Source organism: Pseudoalteromonas sp. Of11M-6 (genome assembly GCF_022347905.1).
GTDB lineage: Bacteria > Pseudomonadota > Gammaproteobacteria > Enterobacterales > Alteromonadaceae > Pseudoalteromonas.
In genome coordinates, this window is record NZ_JAKRFW010000009.1 from 80,275 (window position 1) to 99,753 (window position 19,479).

Here is a 19,479-nt window from a genome sequence, read left to right on the forward strand (position 1 = left end):
CCTGTTAGTTAATTTGAGTTATTTTGTTTTCGCAATTGCGCTAACGCTGCATCAAATGCAGCACGATAGCCCAACGCGCCTAATCCACATATCACGCCTTCCGCCACATCAGAAAAATAAGACTTGTGACGAAATGGCTCTCTGGCGTACACATTGGTGATGTGTACTTCATAAAAAGGGATGTCCACACTGAGTAAAGCGTCTCGAAGGGCAATGCTCGTATGGGTAAATGCGGCAGGATTAATGATAATCGCATCGCATTGTTCATATTGAGCGTGAATAGCCTCAATTAGCTGCGCTTCACTATTACTTTGAATGTGTGACAAGCTGACTTGCTGTGCTTCTGCATATTCAGTTAATGCGTCAACAATTTCGTTGAGAGTCTGCGTGCCGTACTTGTGCGGCTCACGGCGACCTAGCATATTTAAATTAGGGCCGTTTACTAATAAAATCTTTAATTTTGCAGACATATTACGCGAACTTCCTTTAACTAAAGCATTAGCCAAAAATTTAGACTGTATGGCTTGTTAACTTAAGCCGAATTCCAGCAAATAGCAAATATTTCTCCATTTCGTGGAGTATTATAGAGAGTTCGAGGTAAATAGCAGCAAAATACTGGTCTAATCAGAAGAGAGAGGGGCAAACAAGCTTGCCCCTAAAATGGTTACTTTGCGTCCTGCTTGGCCTTTTCTAGGTGGGCAGCAAAGTCTTTTGCATCTAAGAAGCCTGTGATGCGGTGTGCTGGCATCTCATTACCTTGGCTATCAAAGATTAAAATAGTCGGTAAACCAAACACCGTAAATGCTTCCATGATCTCTTGGGTGTTGTCATTGGCTTTGGTCAAGTCGAGCTTTAATAGCTCATAATCTTTGAACTGTGCTTGTACTTCAGGTTTCGGGAAAGTGTATTTTTCAAACTCTTTACACGCAACACACCACTCTGCGTATAAATCAACGATAGGCACTTTGCCCTTGGCATTGGCCTCAGTAACGGCGACTTTAAGCGCGGCTAAGTCAGGTAGTAGCTTAAACTTCTGCTCTCCGGTAACGGCCTCTGCTTGAGTCGATGCAGTACTTACAACAGCTGTAGGTGCAGGAAACAAGCTTGTTTTTAATGCGTATAAGCCAACAATAAACAGGGTGATCGCAAAGCCCCACAATGTGGTTTTACCTTTGCTTGCCTGTAATTGGCTTTGCCAATAATGCAAGTAGAGTGCTGTCGCTACGGCGAGGCCACCGGCAAGTGAGATAATCACTGTCGCATCGAGTATGCGCTCTAAAAGGATAAGCGGTACGAAGAGCATCACAAAACCAAATAGCGTTTTGACCTGATCCATCCAGCCTCCTGCTTTTGGTAGTAATTTTCCACCTGAGGTACCTAGCAGTAATAGCGGTAGGCCCATGCCCAAGCTAAGTGCATATAGTGTTACCGCGCCCACCACATAATCACCACTTTGCGCGACAAATAATAGCGCGCCAGAAAGTGGAGCCGTGGTGCAGGGCGATGCAATAAGTCCAGATAGTACACCCATAATGAATACGCCCCAGTAATTGCCGCCTTTTTGCTTGTTACTGAGCTGAGTGAGTTTATCCATCATGCCGCTAGGCAAGCGAATTTCGTAAACTCCAAACATAGATAGCGCGAGTGCGACGAACAATATACTAAAGCTGATAAGTACCGCTGGATGCTGCAAGTAGCCTTGAATTTGGCCACCGAAATACGCAACGACTAACCCAAGCGCAGCGTAAGTGACCGCCATACCTTGCACATAAACAAAAGATAGACTGAAGGCTTTTTTAGTCGAAAGGCCTTGTTGACCGGCGATGAGGCTCGACAAAATTGGGAACATCGGGAATACACAAGGGGTAAACGCAAGGCCAATACCAAGGCCAAAGAACGTCAAAATATTCGCAAGTAAGCTGCGCTGCATTAACTGCTCAGTGAAAGACAAATTATCGTCATCCACAGGCGCGCTTTCGCTTTGAGCTTCTGCTTTTGTCTCAGGTGCTTTTGTTTCAGGAGCTTTGGTTGGCGTGGTCTTTGGCTTTTCTCCTGCAATCGTGCTTAACGGCACTTCTACAATTTCTGGCGGGTAGCAAAGTCCAGCTTCGGCGCAGCCCTGATAGCGTATTTTTACGATTGCACCTTGCTCGATATTACTGAGCTTAGAGATAACGGATAAGTTATTAAAGTAGACTTCAGTGCGACCAAAAAACTCATCTTCAATCATCTCCCCTTTTTCAAGCTGTGGCACTTGGATGTCGGCTTGTTTGGCGATAATTTGAAGATTCTTCTTATATAAGTAATAGCCGTCGGCGATGTCCCAACCTACAAACAAGGTGTTGCCTTGCTGGTCAAAATCGAACTTGAATGCTTCTTTTACTGGTAAAAAAGTCTGTTGTTTAGGAGCCAGTAAGCTGTCTAGCACCGCATTGTTTGCTTGCGCGGGAAACCACATCAGCAATGAGAAAAGAACTACTAAGAGTCGCATTACAATAATACCTCGTCCATCCATTTGAAATAAGCTAAGTTGCCGCTGGTGACGTCCACAACTTGAACTTCTGGGACATCATAACTGTGTAAGTCGCGAATAGCGGCCATCACTTGCTCTAGTTTTTCGGATTTTGTCTTGATTAACAGCTTGGTTTCTTGTGCATGTTCAACCTGACCTTCCCAAACATAAATAGATTCCACTGCCGGGATTAGGTTCACACAAGCTGCAAGTTTTTGCGTTACAAGTTGCGTTGCAATCTTACGCGCTTCTGCAACTGAATCGCATGTAGATAAGACGAGTTTATATCTTACGCCCATTGCCATTTCCATTTTAGGGTTAGTAATGGCATCTTAGCGGATAGCTCCTCTTTTCTAAAGCGTCTTACTTGTATCGCTTGAATTAAGACCTTAGCACCCATATTTATCTTTCGTAGATTTGGAGAAAGTATGTTTAGATTCTTATTTATTTTATTTATCGCTATTCCGATTATTGAAATTGCTTTGCTGATCCAAGTCAGCGAGGTGATAGGCGGTTTTGCTACCATTGCGCTTGTAATTGGTACCGCCATTTTAGGGGCAAGACTGGTTAAACAGCAGGGTCTTGGCGCTTATGTCAACGTACAGCAACAGATGTCTCGTGGGCAATTGCCTGCACAAGATTTATTTACCGGTTTGTGTGTGATCATTGCCGGTGTGCTATTGATGACGCCTGGGATCATGACCGATGTATTAGGTTTTTTACTGTTAACCCCAGCCGTTAGAAAAAAGCTGGCGCAGTCGCTTTTAGCCCATGCCACCGTAAGAGTGCAAACAGGCATGCATTCAGGTCAGTCACCGTTTGCTAATCAATCACGCGACGAGCGTGCGGATCAGCAGGAAGAGATTAGAGATCCATTTAAAAATCAATTGGGTAGAAATTCTTCAACAACGATTGAAGGTGAATACGAAAGAAAAGACTAAATTTTTTTGGTTTTTTCTCTTGGGTTTTAATTTGCCCATCCCCATAAATGAAAGCAATTAAAATTGCGTGTGTTAACCACAGTCTGTGGATGTAACAGCGCCTTAAAAAAGCATTATTTCTGTCATTGTTCAGAAACTGTTAGGAGAACTATATAAATGAACATTCGTCCTTTACATGATCGCGTCATTGTTAAGCGTCTTGAAGAAGAAACAAAGTCAGCTGGCGGCATTGTGTTAACTGGTTCTGCAGCTGAAAAGTCTTCACGTGGTGAAGTAGTTGCAGTAGGCAACGGCCGCGTGTTGGACAATGGTGAAACTAAAGCACTACAAGTAAAAGCTGGCGACACAGTGTTGTTCGGCTCTTACATCGAAAAAACTGAAAAGATCGAAGGTCAAGAGTACCTGATCATGCGCGAAGATAACATCTTAGGCATCGTAGAATAATTAATACTTTTTAGTTTAATCGACAACAGAATTTAAGAGGAATTTATAACATGGCAGCTAAAGAAGTTCGTTTTGCAGGTGACGCTCGTACAAAAATGCTAAAAGGCGTAAACGTACTAGCAGACGCAGTAAAAGTAACACTAGGTCCTAAAGGCCGTAACGTTGTTTTAGAAAAGTCATTCGGTGCACCAACTATCACTAAAGACGGTGTATCTGTTGCGAAAGAGATCGAGCTTGAAGATAAGTTCGAGAACATGGGCGCACAAATGGTTAAAGAAGTTGCGTCTAAAGCGAATGACGCAGCGGGTGACGGTACTACAACTGCAACTGTTCTTGCGCAAGCTATCGTGAACGAAGGTCTTAAGTCAGTTGCTGCGGGTATGAACCCAATGGACCTTAAGCGTGGTATCGACAAAGCAGTTATCGCTGCTGTTGAAGAGTTAAAAACGCTTTCAGTGCCTTGTTCAGACGCAAAAGCGATTGCACAAGTTGGTACGATTTCAGCTAACTCTGACAAAGAGATTGGTGACATTATTGCAGAAGCAATGGAAAAAGTAGGTCGCGAGTCTGGTGTTATCACTGTAGAAGAAGGCCAATCACTACAGAACGAACTAGATGTAGTTGAAGGTATGCAGTTTGACCGTGGTTACCTTTCTCCGTACTTCATCAACAACGCTGAAAAAGGCCAAGTTGAGCTAGATAACCCACATATCCTTCTTGTAGACAAGAAGATCTCTAACATTCGTGAACTTCTACCTACGCTAGAAGCTGTTGCTAAAACAAGCAAGCCGCTACTAATCATTGCTGAAGACCTTGAAGGTGAAGCGCTGGCAACTCTGGTTGTAAACAACATGCGTGGTATCGTGAAAGTTGCTGCGGTTAAAGCACCTGGCTTTGGTGACCGTCGTAAAGCAATGCTACAAGATATCGCGACACTAACTGGTGGTACAGTTATCTCTGAAGAAATTGGCCTTGAGCTTGAGAAAGCTACGGTTGAAGACTTAGGTACAGCTAAGCGCGTGGTTATCACTAAAGATGACACAACTATCATCGACGGTGCTGGCGAGCAAGAAGCAATCGATGGTCGCGTATCTCAGATCAAAGCACAAATCGAAGAAGCAACTTCTGACTACGACAAAGAGAAACTACAAGAGCGCATGGCAAAACTTGCAGGCGGTGTTGCAGTAATCAAAGTTGGCGCAGCAACTGAAGTTGAAATGAAAGAGAAAAAAGACCGCGTAGAAGATGCGCTACACGCAACTCGCGCAGCGGTTGAAGAAGGTGTAGTACCTGGTGGTGGTGTTGCGCTAGTTCGCGTAGCGAGCAAGATTGAGTCGCTAACTGGTGACAACGAAGACCAAAACCACGGTATTAAAGTGGCACTTCGTGCGATGGAAGCACCACTTCGTCAAATCGTTTCAAACGCAGGTGACGAAGCATCAGTTGTGGTTAACGCAGTTAAAGCTGGCGAAGGTAACTACGGTTACAACGCTGCAACTGGCGAATACAGCGACATGATCGAAATGGGTATCCTAGACCCAACTAAAGTAACGCGTTCTGCACTTCAGTTCGCAGCATCAGTTGCTGGTCTAATGATCACTACAGAAGCGATGGTTGCTGAAATTCCGAAAGAAGAAGCTGCTGGTCCAGATATGGGCGGCATGGGCGGAATGGGTGGTATGGGCGGCATGATGTAGTAAAAATCGGTCCAGATCGCTTTTTATAAAAACCCTAACAGTTTGATGTTAGGGTTTTTTTGTGTCTGAAATTTGCTCAAGCGTCATTATTTTAGGGGTATAAAGTGGGGTATCGATTTAAGTCCCATGTGTTGTAAAAAAATGTGCTTTGTGCTGTTTCACACAAATGGACTAGTAGCAGGAACATGCTTAGGTGGGCTAACTAACCAATGTATAACAACCATAAAATCCAACACAATATGCTAAAGTAAAATAGGAATACTGCCGATACTAAGGCAATACGAAAAGGAGCTTTTATGACTATTCATTTTAATATCCATTCGGCGTCAACAACTAATGCGCCAACATCAACACCTACACAACCGTTTGCTGCGCCCGTAAAAAAGGAGCCAGAACCAAATCAGGTTAAAGATACCAAAGAGAAACAAGTATCTGACGAGTCTGTGTCTATTGCTGCATTTACAGGTGATGCGCCGAGCAGTTCACCATACAGCGCTCTACTTAATCCTGAGGGCTTTGATTTTGAGAATATGTCTATCAATGAATTTAAAGGTATTGTTGACGCAATTCGAACGTTGGAGTCTGATATGGCACGCTCGAGTGGGTATACGGGGAGCTTACGTGACACATTTTGGGATGATGTAATGGGGGTGAAAGGTTCTTTAGATGGTGTCAATTTTGAGGAAAAAGGTTTCAAGCCTGACGAAAAAATAAATATTATCGACTTCTTTGTAGATCATGTAGAAGGCGCGGCGCAAATGGAAAAAGAGAACTACCGCTCATTTCATGGTGTGTTGGGTAATGCTCAAAAGAAACAGCAAACAGTTGCTAAAATCACTTCAGAATCTTTTCTCCAAGAGTATCAAGAGAAGGTGATCAATTTCCTAAAAAGCCAAGAAACTAAACTTGTTGATACGCAGGCTTAATTAGCCTGCGTAATATAAATTAATTCTCGCGGTATTCGTAACGTACACCGCCACGTATACTTGTACCGCCACCGTTGTTTTTCAGAGTTAATCTATAGCTGCCACGAGGAAGGTATCTTCCGATATGAGTACCTCGATCAATTTCGCTATCATCACGGTATAAAATTAATTCCATATCATGGCCATCATAGTTTTTTTCTATTGTGAAAAAGTAAGAATTACAAGTACCGCCAAAGCTTGAAAAATTGGTAAGAGTAATTTCTTGATCTACTTTAGCACTTGCATACTTTGTATATTTATAGGTCTCGCAGCGTCCCCATTCAGCATTTAATTCAGCGGCTCTTTGATTTACGTCTAGTTCGCCACTTTCAGAACGGTCTAGCAGCTCAGCCATAGTAATACCTTCAGCTTTAGCGACCGCTTCAGCTCTTTGAACTAATCCACCTTCGGCTTGAGCATAAGATATAGCAGAAGTGCTAACCAATGTCGCTAACATAAGTGATTTTAATAAACCGGTAACTTTCATAATATTCCTTTGTCCTTGAAGTTATTTTGTATGATGAGAAAAAGAGAGTGATTTTGTAACTTGACTCTTGAAAGCCTTTTCCCAGAATCAAACTCGGAGAAAACTTTAATTTATCTATGTTCCTATTACAATACCAGGTAGTTCGAAATTTACTTTTAATTATATGATTGCCAGTATCATCACAATTTGTTATTAAATAATTTATATTGAATTGCTTCAGAGCCTTAGAGTTGTTAGCGCGCTATTGATATAGGTAACTGGTTGAAATATAAATAAATTTGCCCTTTATTTCACAGTGGGGGTATAAAGTGGGGTATCGCTACTTTTTCCCATGTTAATAGTTCAATAGAAACAAAGGATTAAGTTCTACATGGGCGGCATGATGTAGTGCGACGAGAGTCGCGTAGGTCACTAGCCTAGCAGGACTAGCTCAGAGTGAGTGCTAACTATAGCACTCACTTTCCCAACCTGCAAAACTAGTAGTCGACTCCGGTATTCGGGGGTAAAACCGAATGCCGGACTTATCTGAGTGATAAGGTCGCGCAATCGTGTCTTTACGATTGGAAAACAAGTCACCGAGACATCAGTCATCGGCATTACGGAAACAAACAATTTCAGAGTTTCGGGTTTACCTCCGAATAATAGCGAGAAGGTATTTCATCGCGTAACCAAAGGGTGCTCTGTCATTTAGTAGTTTCGATTTCAAAAATCTGGAAACAAAGCTTTTTTAAGCAGCGTTTTGATCATGTTTTCTGTATCTCGACGAGTTTACGACCTACGGGCGTAAGCCATTAGAGTTATTGTCTCAACATATTCATTCATATGTAGCGAGACCAACCTTACGACAGGTTGTAGCCTAGGGATAGTGCATTACTGGTAACGGTATTGTGCGAAGCTTCCTGACAATGTATCTCTGCGAAAGCAGTAGTTAACTCGTGAGGGTTAAATATAGTCTGTTAATAACGAACGGACTGAGAGCTAGGCTAAACAATAGGGTTAACGTAAGTGAACTACTGATAAACACCGTCAACCGCAATAAGCGAAATGTTGTTGATACGCTTAAACCAAAAGGTGCGCGGCTGGTTATTCCTTTTACATCTGGGAATACGTCGTCATTGAGCCGTCGGTGGATAGGTAGAACCTAAGTTGTTTGTGTAATTTTAATGGAACTCGGTAAGCCCAATTATTCGCTTAGTTTATTGTTATTTGAATAAGTTAAGCAGGGGAGTCGTAAGGCGAACTGTTGAATAAGTGGGTAAAGGAGGTTGGAAAAAGCGAATGTCAAACTGTAATGGTTTGGATAGAGGTTCAAACTTTGCCTCAACGGGAAACCGTGCAGACTTCCAACTGGTCTTTAATCGTGTGATAGACGTGTAAAGCTGTCATCAATTTGATCCTAACGGGATAAGAACAATTCTTCCCGTTAGGGGATAGTTGCGTCTTGTTCTTGTTAGGTCATGACTAACAGGAGAAAAGCAAGATGAGTACAGCGTTTGTTGTACCTGCGTTCTCCCACCAAGCGCAAAGCTGGCATACCATCAATTGGTATTCGGTTGAGTTAACGGTGCGAGAGCTACAAGTACGGATCGCGAAGGCGACTAAGCAACAACAATGGCGTAGGGTGAAAGCTCTGCAACGTATGTTGGTGCGCTCGTTTGCTGCCAAATGTTTAGCGGTAAAACGGGTAACTGAAAATCGAGGCAAAAGGACTGCTGGTGTCGATGGGGAGTTATGGAGTACGCCTGAAAGTAAATGGCAGGCTACTTTTCGATTGAAGCGGCAAGGGTATAAACCTAAGCCACTACGTAGAATTTATATTCCGAAAAGTAACGGCAAACGTCGTCCTTTAGGAATACCGACCATGCTAGATAGAGCAATGCAGGCATTATACCTGTTGGCTCTTGAACCTGTGTCGGAAACTACGGCAGATCGAAATAGCTATGGCTTTCGCCCAATGCGCTCAACGGCTGATGCGATAGAACAATGTTTTGTCAATTTAAGTCGTAAAAGCTCTGCGGAGTGGGTGTTAGAAGGCGATATTAAAGGCTGCTTTGATAACATCAGTCATGACTGGTTACTTGCCAATGTTGCATTGGATAAACAGGTACTTAGAAAGTGGCTGAAAGCGGGATTCATGGAATCTGGTAAGTTAAACCCAACGGAGGCGGGTACACCACAAGGGGGAATTATTTCTCCTGTATTGGCAAATTTAGCGCTTGATGGTTTGGAAGAGATGTTGGAAAGCCACTTTGGTAAGAAAAACACCAAAGCCAGCTACAAGACTAAAGTCAATTATGTGAGGTATGCCGATGACTTCATTATTACAGGGATCTCGAAAGAGTTGCTGGAAAATGAAGTGAAGCCAATCGTTGAAGCCTTTATGGCTGACCGTGGGCTTACGTTATCACCAGAGAAAACGGTGATAACGCATATAACCGAGGGGTTTGATTTTCTTGGACAGAATTTACGTAAGTACAATAACGGTAAGATGTTAATCAAACCAAGTGCGAAAAGCGTGAAGAATGTCTTAAAGAAAATTCGCGACATAGTTAAAGGTCAAAAGACTGTGAGGGCAGATATGCTGATCAGTCAGTTAAATCCAATTCTTCGGGGTTGGGCTAACTATCATCGTCATATTGTGGCGAAAGAGACATTTAATTACGTGGATTATCGGGTTTGGAAACTTTTGTGGCAGTGGTGCCGACGACGACATAACAATCGTCATAAACGCTGGATTAAAGCGAAATACTTTAAATCAGTGGGCGCACGAAACTGGACGTTTTCAGGTATAACAGTCGATGGTTTTACCAAGAGGCTGATTTATACCAATGATACCATGATAAAGCGACATATTAAGTTAAAAGCGGAGGCAAACCCGTATGACTTAGCATTTGAGCCATATTTTGAACAGCGCCTTGAGCGGGTTTGGAAAGAGTCAATGCAAGGTAAACGAACTTTGCTTATGCTTTGACTCAGGCAGCAGCAAAGCTGTGCCATGTGTCGCCATCGTATTACTAAGGAAACAGGGTGGAATATCCATCATATTGTTGAACGAGTAAAAGGTGGCGGTAATGAACTGAGTAACTTAGTGTTGCTGCACCCTAATTGTCATAGGCAACTGCACACTTTTTGAGGTTTGTCTAGATGGAAGTTACTTTACATGTGGTGTTCAAGTGGTGAGTTGATAATCTAGTGGCCAAGTAAAACGGCAAATATGACTAAATTAACAAATAGTGACTTTTCGGTATACAAGTCAGTTTCTCTAGTTGTAATTTAGTTTCATTAGATTTAACTAGGCGTCAAAAATGAACAAACCAATTTGGGGCAAGTATATTGCAGCGCATATAAAAGAGTTTGAGGTAATATTATTAAGTTTTGGTCGGTTATTAAATACGATTGAACGAATACTTCTTTCTCTGAAGAGGCTTTGGCTCTGCGTTGGTGGTACTTCTATTGCTTTTTTCTCATCACAGAGGATAGATTGGAGTTCATTATTGACACTGTTTCAACCATAAAGTCGCTGGTCTGTACTTAGGTTCAGATTTATAAAGGCTTGAGCCGTATGCGGGGAAACTCGCTCGTACGGTTCTTAGGGGGCGGCGGTGCAGTAATGCACTGCTGCTACCCGACATAAACATCATCTCCTAAGCACTACACGCTTTAGAAAAAATCTAGCAGTTTGAACTGACCCCCAATAGTTGGACACCAACATTGGGGGTTATTTTATGTCTACTATACATCAGAGAATTAAAGCTGTGCATCGCACAGCGTTGTCTTGATGGTGAATCATCGACTCAAGAGTTTTCTATCAGTTTTAGACTGATTAGGTATTGGACTTCTGTTTATATAATCCATGGTTCATCTTCATTTTACCTCTGATTATGAAAATTCCGCAGACTTTAAATGCTCGGTATGGTTGTTGGCGTATTCATTATGTTTTGCGTAAAGAAGGTATCTACTTAATCATAAAGCGGTTCAGTGTTTAATGGCAAAACTAGGGTTAAAATCGACTGTAAGGCCGGAGAAATATCGTTCATATAAAGGATTAGTTGGACGTATTGCACCAAATATCATGAATCGAAACTTCACATGGACTAAACCAAATGAAAAGTGGCAGGTGAAAAAATGTATTTATCTCCTATTATCGATTTATTTAATCAAGAAATCGTTAGCCATACTGTCGCGACCACACCTAAATTGCATCTCGTGACTGAGATGCTAGATAAAGCGATGAGTGAATTAAGTCAAGTATGATCCTTGGTTCTACATAGCGAACAAGGGTGGCAATTCCAGCACCATGGTTATCATAATATTTTGAAAAATAAAAAATTAATCGGAGTGTATTGAGAAAAGGAAATTGTTTTGATAATACAGTGGCTGCAAATTTCTTCACGCTTTTAAAATCAGAAATGTACCATGGTCACTACTTTGACAGTGCCGAGCAACTTATGGCATGCATTGATGAATATATTGATTATTACAATAACGATCGGATTAAGGTCAAATTAAAAGGCCTGATTCCGGTAGAATACCGGAATCAGGCGTTGGAAGTCGCATAATAGAAATGTCCAACTTTAATGGGTCACTTCAGCTAAGGTGGCTTTTCTTGTTCGTTCGGAATGTTTAACTAAAGCAGCAATCTTTGATTAGCGCTTTAATAATCGCTTGAGATGGTTTTATTTTTTCCATATTGAGATATTCATTTGGCTGATGTGCTTGATTAATTGAACCTGGGCCCATGACGATAGTTTCGCAGCCTAGCTGTTGTAGAAATGGTGCTTCGGTACAATAGTTTACAGCAATTGCTTGTTGTCCTGACAGGCGCTCAGCCATTTTCACCAAAGCAGAATCCGTCGAGCCGGTAAAAGCCGGAATAGGTTCGTGCATATCTATAACCGAGACGCTATTCGGATAATGTGTATTGATTGGTGCTACGGCTGCCGTGAGCATGGCTTGTAGTTCTTTGATGCTCAGACCTGGCAAAGGGCGCATATCAATATGTAATTCACAACAGCCACAAATACGGTTGGCATTGTCGCCGCCATGAATGTGTCCAAGGTTTAAAGTTGGGTAAGGAATAGCAAAATGTGGAGTTGAATATTTATTCTTTAATTCTTCTCTTAATTTTAATAAATTTGCAATCACCTGATGCATGATTTCGATAGCATTTAAGCCACGCTCTGGATCTGAGCTATGGCCTGAACGACCAACTATACGGATGGCGGTCGTCATATGGCCTTTGTGGGTAAATACCGGCACCATATCGGTGGGTTCACCAATAACGCAGCGCGCCGGCTTCAAGCTTGGATGTTTAGCAATTTCCTGAGCGCCAGCCATGGTGGTTTCTTCATCGGCGGTGGCTAAAATCATGATAGGAGCACTTTGCTGTAATTCATCAAGCTCTGAGATTGCATTCAATACGAAAGCAAAAAAACCTTTCATATCAATACTTCCAAGACCATATAATTTATTATCTTGCTCGCTTAATTTAAAAGGATCAAATTGCCAGCGGCTATCGTCGAATGGCACGGTATCCGTGTGGCCGGCCAACATTAATCCACCATCGCCATTACCTCGTCTTGCAATTAGATTATATTTTCCTTTTGCATGTTCAAGCTCTGTTACTTCGACAGTAAATCCTAACGTTTCGCACCACTGTGCGAGTAGGTGGATCACATTCTGATTACTCATGTTGAGACTTTCTTCTAATGCACTGATAGATGGCGCGGCGATCAGTTGCTGATACATTTCCATAAAAGCGGGCAATTTCATAAAAATTCCTAAAATACTTATTCAAAGTTCTTGCATAAAAATATAAAGATGTTTAGAGTGAATATCAATTCACTTTTTTAGCATAAATATATTTGGAACAGCAATGCGACGATTTGACTTCAACAATTAGCAGAACCAACCCTAATCAAACTTTTTTAATCTTGAGAACACTATGTTGAAAGTATCTATAATCGGAGCGAGCGGCTACAGTGGCGCTGAGCTTGCTAAGCTGGTTGCCAAGCATCCTGCCTTCACACTTGCACATTGCTTTGTATCTGAGCAAAGCTTAGACAAACACAAATTCATCAGCGATTTATATCCAGAATATTCGGGCTTGCTAGATATTGAGCTGCAACCCTTAAATGAGCAAGCTTTTTCGTTGATAGAGCAATCATCGGATTATGTGTGTTTATGCACGGATCACAAGGTTAGCGTAGAGCTTGCACCGGTATTTTTACAGATGGGGAAACGGGTTTTTGACCTATCTGGAGGTTACCGTTTATCTAGCAATGAAGACTACGAAAATTACTACGGCTTTTCTCACCCGCATCAAGACTGGTTAGCGCAAGCGCAATACGGACTAGCTGAATGGTACGGCGATGCTATTAAAACGGCGAAGTTGGTGGCGGTCGCGGGCTGTTATCCGACTGCGGCACTCAATGCACTTAAGCCATTACAACAAGCTGATCTGATAACAGAGCAGCCAGTTATCATCAATGCTGTTTCAGGTGTTACTGGCGCAGGTAGAAAAGCGAATGTCGCCACACACTTTTGCGAAGTATCTCTTGCACCGTACGGTTTGTTTACGCACAGACATAGTCCAGAAATAGAAAAGTACCTTGAGCACCCAGCGTTGTTTACGCCGCATTTAGGGAATTTTAAGCGTGGTATCTTGGAAACGATCTACGTCACTCTGAAAGAAAATGTCACACCAAATCAAGTCGATGCCGCTTACCAAGTGCTTGCCGATGAGCCGCTGATCAGATTAAAGGGGAGTCAACTTCCATCAATCAAAGCCGTTGAAAATCAGCCTTTTGTTGATATTGGTTGGCAGCAAAAGGGCAATCAACTGATCGTGGTTGTCGCGATTGATAACTTGCTTAAAGGGGCTGCAGGCCAAGCATTACAATGTATGAACTTGGCGGCGGGACTTGAGCATTATCAAGGTTTAGGAGTATCAGCATGAGCAAACAAACTTGGGTGATAAAACTAGGTGGTGCGGTGTTGAATCAAGAGGGTGCAGCGCAAGCATTGTTTTCAGCTATCAAGCAAATTCAACAGGACGCACCACACAAGCAGTTTGTGATTGTTCATGGTGGCGGGGCGCTGGTTGATAAGTGGCTGACCGATGCTGGTTTTGCTACTGCAAAACATCAAGGACTGCGGATCAGTCCGCAAGAGCAAATGCCCTATATTGTTGGTGCACTTGCAGGCTGTGCTAACAAGCAACTGATGGCGGATGCCATTACCGCCACGCTCAAGCCCGTTGGGCTGTGCTTATATGATGCAGGATTTACCACAACTCAAAAGCTTAAAGCGCTTGGCCGTGTGGGTAGCTGTGAAGCGAGTGAAGGGGGCATGCTTGAAGCGGTGTTGGAGTTTGACAGGTTACCTGTTGTTAGTTCAGTTGGTATTGGCGCTGACGGCCATTTATACAACGTGAATGCGGATGAAGCAGCAGCAGCTATCGCCAGTAAGCTTGGTGCAGAACTTATTTTTATGACTGACGTTGAGGCGGTACTTGATGGCGATAAACAGCCATTAAATCAACTTAACGCGGAACAGATCTCAACGTTAATCGCGCAAAAGGTCATTGTGGGCGGGATGGAGGTCAAAGTTAAGACCAGTCTTCACGCTGCCCAACACTTACGACGAGGGGTGTACATCTCTAGCTGGCAAAAGCCAGAAAATTTAATTGCGTTGCTCAATGGTGAGCACGTAGGTACACAAATTCTGCCGTAGGAAAACACCATGACTAAGCATTTTTTAACTGGTTTGGAATTAGACCAAACTAACGTTTTGAACTTATTAAAGCTTGCAAAAAATATTAAAAATCAACCGCAAGAATATAACCAAGCCTTAGCAGGCAAATCGATTGTCACGTTATTCGAAAAGCCGAGCTTAAGAACGCGGCTGTCGTTCGATATAGGTATCCATAAACTGGGCGGCCATGCTGTGTATTTAGATCAGCAAAACGGTGCAATGGGGGCGCGTGAATCCGTAAAAGATTTTGCGCTTAATATTTCTACTTGGGCTGACGGCCTTGTGGCCCGAGTAAATCATCATAGCACGCTTGAGACGCTCGCTGAGTTTTCGTCTGTGCCTGTTGTGAATAGCCTATGTGATTTATATCACCCTTGCCAAGCGTTGGCTGATTTTCTCACCTTATTTGAAACTTACGACGATGTCAGTCAGATCAAAATCGCTTATCTCGGTGAAGGTAACAACGTAACACATTCATTAATGTTGCTTGCGGCAACGTTAGGTACTGATTTTGTGACGGTTTGTCCTAAAGGTCATTCTCCAGATGCACAGATTGTAAAGCAAGCTGAACAAATTGCGGCGGTAAATGGCGCCTCAGTTCTGGTCAGTGATCGGGTAGAAGCGGCGGCTGGTGCCAATGTGCTCTACGCTGATACTTGGGTTTCGATGGGGAATAAAACGCCAATTGAACAGGTGAAAGACACCTTTATGCCATATCAAATCAACCAACAATTGGTTGAAGCGTGTGGCGCACAAACCATTTTGCATTGCCAGCCAGCACATCGTGAGTTTGAAATTACTTCCGAAGTGATGGACGGGCCAAAGTCAAAAATTATTCAACAAGCTGAAAACCGCATGCATGCTCAAAACGCATTGCTGGTATCGCTGTTAAACAAAGATTACGTTTGAGGTTAAAGAACATGAGCAAGATTAAAAAAGTGGTACTGGCTTACTCTGGTGGATTAGACACATCAGCGATTGTGCCATGGTTAAAAGAGAACTACGGTTGTGAAGTTGTCGCCTTTGTTGCCGATGTAGGTCAGGGTGAAGAAGAACTGGTTGGGGTTGAAGAAAAGGCAATCGCATCGGGTGCCTCTGAGTGCCATATCGTCGACTTAAAAGAAGAAATGGTTAGCGACTATATTTATCCAACTCTTAAAACTGGTGCTATCTATGAAGGGACATATTTACTGGGTACTTCGATGGCGCGTCCTATTATCGCCAAAGCACAAGTTGAAATCGCTCGTAAAGTTGGCGCGGATGCACTTTCGCATGGTTGTACAGGCAAGGGGAATGATCAGGTGCGTTTTGAATCTTGCTTCTCAGCGCTTGCGCCTGACCTTAAAGTGATTGCACCATGGCGTGAATGGTCACTATCAAGTCGTGAATCTTTGCTTGACTATTTGGCCGAGCGTAATATCCCTTGTGCAGCCTCTGCCACCAAAATTTACAGTCGTGATGCCAATGCTTGGCATATTTCTCACGAAGGTGGCGAATTGGAAGATCCATGGAATGAGCCAAGCGATCAGGTTTGGACCATGACTAACTCTCCAGAAGCAGCTCCGGATCAGCCTGAATATGTGTCGGTATTAATCGAAAAGGGTGAAATCACCGGTGTTAACGGTGAGAGCTACAGCCCTTATCAGTGCCTAGTTAAGTTAAACGAGATTGCAGCGCAGCACGGTGTTGGTCGTGTGGATATCGTTGAAAACCGCCTGGTCGGCATGAAATCTCGTGGCTGTTATGAAACACCGGGAGGCACTGTGATGATGGCTGCGTTACAAGCGATTGATGAGCTGATCTTAGACAAATCTTGTCGTAAATGGAAAACCGCGCTTAGCGAAGAGTTTGCACACTTAGTCTATGACGGTCGTTGGTTTACCCCACTGAAAGATTCAATTCTAGCTGCCGCAGAGTCTTTCGCACAGCAGGCAACTGGTGAGGTGGTACTTAAGCTTTATAAAGGCCATGTACATGCAGTGCAAAAGCAATCAATCAATAGCTTATACAGCGAAGATTTTGCCACATTTGGTGAAGATGACGTATATGACCAATCTCATGCGGAGGGATTCATTCGTCTATTCTCACTATCTAGCCGGATAGCGGCGTTAAACAAGCAAAAGCAATCTTAAGGTAGGAGAACGAGATGGCATTATGGGGCGGCCGTTTTTCATCAGGTCCTGATGAGGCATTTAAGCAATTTAATGATTCTCTGCCATTTGATTATCAATTGGCAGAGCAAGATATTGTTGGCTCTATCGCTTGGGCGGGTGCGCTAAAGCAAGTAGATGTATTAACTGAAAGCGAACATCAGCAGATCATCTCAGCGCTGAAACAGCTTTTGGATGAAGTGATTGCTGATCCGCGCAGTGTAGCAACCGCGGGACATGAGGATATTCATTCTTATGTTGAAGCTAAACTTATCGACAAAGTGGGTGATTTAGGTAAAAAGCTGCACACAGGTCGAAGCCGTAACGACCAAGTAGCCACAGACTTTAGATTGTGGAGCCGGAAAACGGCGCAGCAATTGCTTGTGGCACTGAGTTCACTCAAGCAAGCTCTTGTGGTACTCGCAGAGCAGGAGCTTGGTACTATATTGCCAGGCTACACCCATTTACAGCGTGCTCAGCCCGTGCTCTTTAGTCATTGGTGTATGGCCTACGTTGAGATGATTGAGCGTGATGAGTCGCGCTTAAATGATGCGCTTGAAAGGTTAAATGTGTGCCCACTTGGCTCAGGTGCACTAGCGGGGACTGCTTATCCTATCGACCGTGAAATGTTAGCTGTAAACCTTGGCTTTAGAGAAGCCTCTCGTAATAGTTTAGATGCGGTCTCTGATCGTGACTTTGTGGTTGAGCTACTCAGTTGTGCGTCTATTTCGATGATGCATTTATCTCGTTTTGCAGAGGATTTGATCTTTTACAACTCTGGTGAATCTGGATTTATTGATTTGGCCGACAGCGTGACGTCCGGCTCATCCTTGATGCCACAGAAAAAGAATCCTGATGCCTTAGAGTTGATCCGTGGCAAAACAGGTCGAGTTTTTGGCGCCTTTAGCGGCATGATGATGACGCTTAAAGCTTTGCCCTTGGCCTACAACAAAGACATGCAGGAAGATAAAGAAGGCCTATTTGATGCCATGCCAACTTGGCTTGCGTGTATTCATATGGCTGAAGCATGCGTTAAAGGCATTAAGGTTAATGGTGATAAGACGTTAGCGGCTGCAAAAGGTGGTCACGCCAATGCGACAGAGCTTGCTGATTATCTCGTTGCTAAGGGAATACCGTTTAGGGAAGGCCATCACATCGTCGGTGAATTAGTGCAGTTAGCAATTAGTAAGGGGCAAAACCTCGAGGATCTGAGCTTAGAAGAATTCCAGCAAGTCAGCGCAGTAATTGCAGAGGATGTCTACCCAGTACTAGAAATTGACGCTTGTATTGCCGCTCGTAAAGCATTAGGCGGCACCTCATTGCCACAAGTGACCAATGCCATTAAAACGGCAAAAAAAAAGCAAAAAATCCTAGTGCGTGATGCCAATTTAGATGATGTTGAAGCCATTGCCGGACTGATCCAATATTGGGCTAAAGTAGGTGAGAACCTACCGCGAGCGAAAAGTGACATGATCCATAGTATCAACGAGTTTGCGGTGACAGAGGTCGATGGCAAAGTAACAGGATGTGCATCTTTGTATATTTACGACACTGGGCTTGCTGAAATTCGCTCTTTGGGTGTAAATCCCGAGAGCGAAATAAAGGGACAAGGGCAACTTTTAGTCGAGCATTTACTGATGAAAGCCAAAAAATTGGCACTCAATCGTATTATTGTACTAACTAGAGTGCCTGGCTTCTTTATGAAACAAGGTTTTAACAATTGTACCAAAGATAGCTTGCCTGAAAAAGTGATGAAAGATTGCGAGTTGTGTTTACGCAAAGATAACTGTGATGAAATTGCGATGGATTTCATTATAAAACAAACATCTAGCTTAAGTATTCCATGTAAATTTGTGGCTTAACACCAAGCTTTTATAGAATCAAAAAGAGCGCTAACAAGCGCTCTTTCTGTATGTAAATCAACCGATTGAATTTATCTTAATAAATATTGGCATACCCTGTGCTTAATTAATCCCGATAATTTTTAGGTAGTTCATTTTTGGGAACAAGGTTCCAAGTGTAAATTTTGAGGGAAATTTCATGATAAAAACAATCTTAGCGAGAAAAAATCAAGCCAAAACAACTGGTCAAACAAAGTCACTTTCTGATAAGGTAATTCAATCTGGAAGTAAACTTGAGATGGTATCTGGCGCACGTGGAAGCTCAATTACTCCACCAGGGTCTAAAGAACCGTACTAATGATTAATGTTAATTTATGACTTTTTTGGAATGAGTATAGGAGCCCTTGTAATATGGGGCTTCTTGATGGCCACACTGCTACATCTATTTTTTTATATACTAAAAGTCCAGAAAAATTTACAGCTACTCTTTTCCTCTATCCTGTTATTTACCTCCTACTTTGTAAGTGATTTTATCATTGCTTCTGATAGCTACAATACGGCTATTCACGGAATATTCGCCTTGTTTGATCTCTTTACCTTATTAGTTCTTTTTCTAGTCGCGTATACTTTTTTTAAAGATGAAAAGCTCGAAGTTGGCGTTTTATATACTATGATAGGTTTGGCTAT

Annotated in this window: 18 protein-coding genes and 1 pseudogene; 14 read left to right on the forward strand and 5 right to left on the reverse strand. The window is 42.8% G+C overall.

Going from position 1 to position 19,479, the window contains the following annotated elements:
• Positions 1-8 precede the first annotated feature (8 nt).
• The 3 genes from aroQ to cutA all read right to left on the reverse strand — a co-directional run bounded on the left by aroQ (position 9) and on the right by cutA (position 2,811).
• Positions 9-470, reverse strand: coding sequence for a type II 3-dehydroquinate dehydratase (aroQ, locus tag MHN32_RS06705; protein WP_010368763.1), 462 nt, complete (start codon positions 468-470; stop codon positions 9-11).
• A 194-nt stretch (positions 471-664) separates the two neighbouring features.
• Positions 665-2,491, reverse strand: a complete 1,827-nt coding sequence (locus MHN32_RS06710) for a protein-disulfide reductase DsbD (RefSeq protein WP_239421277.1) — start codon at positions 2,489-2,491, stop codon at positions 665-667.
• On the reverse strand, positions 2,491-2,811 hold the full coding sequence (cutA, locus tag MHN32_RS06715; protein WP_174170579.1) for a divalent-cation tolerance protein CutA: 321 nt from the start codon (positions 2,809-2,811) through the stop codon (positions 2,491-2,493). The genes MHN32_RS06710 and cutA overlap by 1 nt, the downstream gene beginning before the upstream one ends.
• Before the next feature lie 129 nt (positions 2,812-2,940).
• Between cutA and MHN32_RS06720 the strand changes: the two genes are divergently transcribed.
• The 4 genes from MHN32_RS06720 (at position 2,941) to MHN32_RS06735 (ending at position 6,520) form a co-directional block, all read left to right on the forward strand.
• Complete coding sequence (locus tag MHN32_RS06720; RefSeq protein ID WP_239421279.1) at positions 2,941-3,453, forward strand: FxsA family protein; 513 nt, start codon at positions 2,941-2,943, stop codon at positions 3,451-3,453.
• 156 nt (positions 3,454-3,609) lie between these two features.
• Complete coding sequence (locus MHN32_RS06725; RefSeq protein ID WP_010368755.1) at positions 3,610-3,897, forward strand: co-chaperone GroES; 288 nt, start codon at positions 3,610-3,612, stop codon at positions 3,895-3,897.
• A gap of 50 nt (positions 3,898-3,947) precedes the next feature.
• Positions 3,948-5,594: a chaperonin GroEL gene (gene groL, locus MHN32_RS06730; protein ID WP_239421289.1), complete on the forward strand. Its 1,647-nt coding sequence runs from the start codon at positions 3,948-3,950 to the stop codon at positions 5,592-5,594.
• Between the two features lie 296 nt (positions 5,595-5,890).
• On the forward strand, positions 5,891-6,520 hold the full coding sequence (locus tag MHN32_RS06735) for a hypothetical protein (protein ID WP_138582892.1): 630 nt from the start codon (positions 5,891-5,893) through the stop codon (positions 6,518-6,520).
• Positions 6,521-6,539: 19 nt separating this feature from the next.
• Here the strand turns inward: MHN32_RS06735 and MHN32_RS06740 are convergent, their stop codons facing one another.
• Positions 6,540-7,046: a hypothetical protein gene (locus tag MHN32_RS06740; protein ID WP_138582893.1), complete on the reverse strand. Its 507-nt coding sequence runs from the start codon at positions 7,044-7,046 to the stop codon at positions 6,540-6,542.
• A gap of 1,480 nt (positions 7,047-8,526) precedes the next feature.
• On the opposite strand from MHN32_RS06740, the pseudogene ltrA reads away from it, so the two are divergent.
• From ltrA to MHN32_RS06760, 4 genes and pseudogenes are all read left to right on the forward strand, one after another.
• Positions 8,527-10,179 (forward strand): annotated as a pseudogene (gene ltrA / locus MHN32_RS06745) (group II intron reverse transcriptase/maturase).
• 172 nt (positions 10,180-10,351) lie between these two features.
• Positions 10,352-10,561, forward strand: a complete 210-nt coding sequence (locus tag MHN32_RS06755) for a hypothetical protein (protein WP_237116637.1) — start codon at positions 10,352-10,354, stop codon at positions 10,559-10,561.
• Positions 10,562-11,171: 610 nt separating this feature from the next.
• The gene (locus tag MHN32_RS23720; RefSeq protein ID WP_275440267.1) at positions 11,172-11,300 is read left to right on the forward strand and encodes a hypothetical protein; all 129 of its coding nucleotides are present in this window, start codon (positions 11,172-11,174) and stop codon (positions 11,298-11,300) included.
• A gap of 74 nt (positions 11,301-11,374) precedes the next feature.
• A complete protein-coding gene (locus MHN32_RS06760; RefSeq protein WP_328265963.1) occupies positions 11,375-11,605 on the forward strand; it encodes an IS3 family transposase in 231 nt (76 codons plus the stop codon).
• Positions 11,606-11,669: 64 nt separating this feature from the next.
• Here MHN32_RS06760 and argE read toward each other — a convergent pair whose 3' ends face one another.
• A complete protein-coding gene (gene argE, locus MHN32_RS06765; protein WP_239421292.1) occupies positions 11,670-12,818 on the reverse strand; it encodes an acetylornithine deacetylase in 1,149 nt (382 codons plus the stop codon).
• Positions 12,819-12,993: 175 nt separating this feature from the next.
• Between argE and argC the strand changes: the two genes are divergently transcribed.
• The 6 genes from argC (at position 12,994) to MHN32_RS06795 (ending at position 19,150) form a co-directional block, all read left to right on the forward strand.
• Complete coding sequence (gene argC, locus MHN32_RS06770; protein ID WP_239421349.1) at positions 12,994-14,004, forward strand: N-acetyl-gamma-glutamyl-phosphate reductase; 1,011 nt, start codon at positions 12,994-12,996, stop codon at positions 14,002-14,004.
• On the forward strand, positions 14,001-14,780 hold the full coding sequence (gene argB, locus MHN32_RS06775) for an acetylglutamate kinase (protein WP_010607124.1): 780 nt from the start codon (positions 14,001-14,003) through the stop codon (positions 14,778-14,780). The genes argC and argB overlap by 4 nt, the downstream gene beginning before the upstream one ends.
• Before the next feature lie 9 nt (positions 14,781-14,789).
• A complete protein-coding gene (locus MHN32_RS06780; RefSeq protein WP_239421294.1) occupies positions 14,790-15,710 on the forward strand; it encodes an ornithine carbamoyltransferase in 921 nt (306 codons plus the stop codon).
• Positions 15,711-15,721: 11 nt separating this feature from the next.
• Positions 15,722-16,933 carry an argininosuccinate synthase gene (locus tag MHN32_RS06785; RefSeq protein WP_010607125.1) on the forward strand — a complete coding sequence of 404 codons (1,212 nt, stop codon included), beginning with the start codon at positions 15,722-15,724 and terminating at the stop codon, positions 16,931-16,933.
• Between the two features lie 14 nt (positions 16,934-16,947).
• Positions 16,948-18,813, forward strand: a complete 1,866-nt coding sequence (gene argH / locus MHN32_RS06790; RefSeq protein ID WP_239421303.1) for an argininosuccinate lyase — start codon at positions 16,948-16,950, stop codon at positions 18,811-18,813.
• A gap of 178 nt (positions 18,814-18,991) precedes the next feature.
• Complete coding sequence (locus MHN32_RS06795; RefSeq protein ID WP_239421305.1) at positions 18,992-19,150, forward strand: hypothetical protein; 159 nt, start codon at positions 18,992-18,994, stop codon at positions 19,148-19,150.
• Positions 19,151-19,479: the final 329 nt, after the last annotated feature.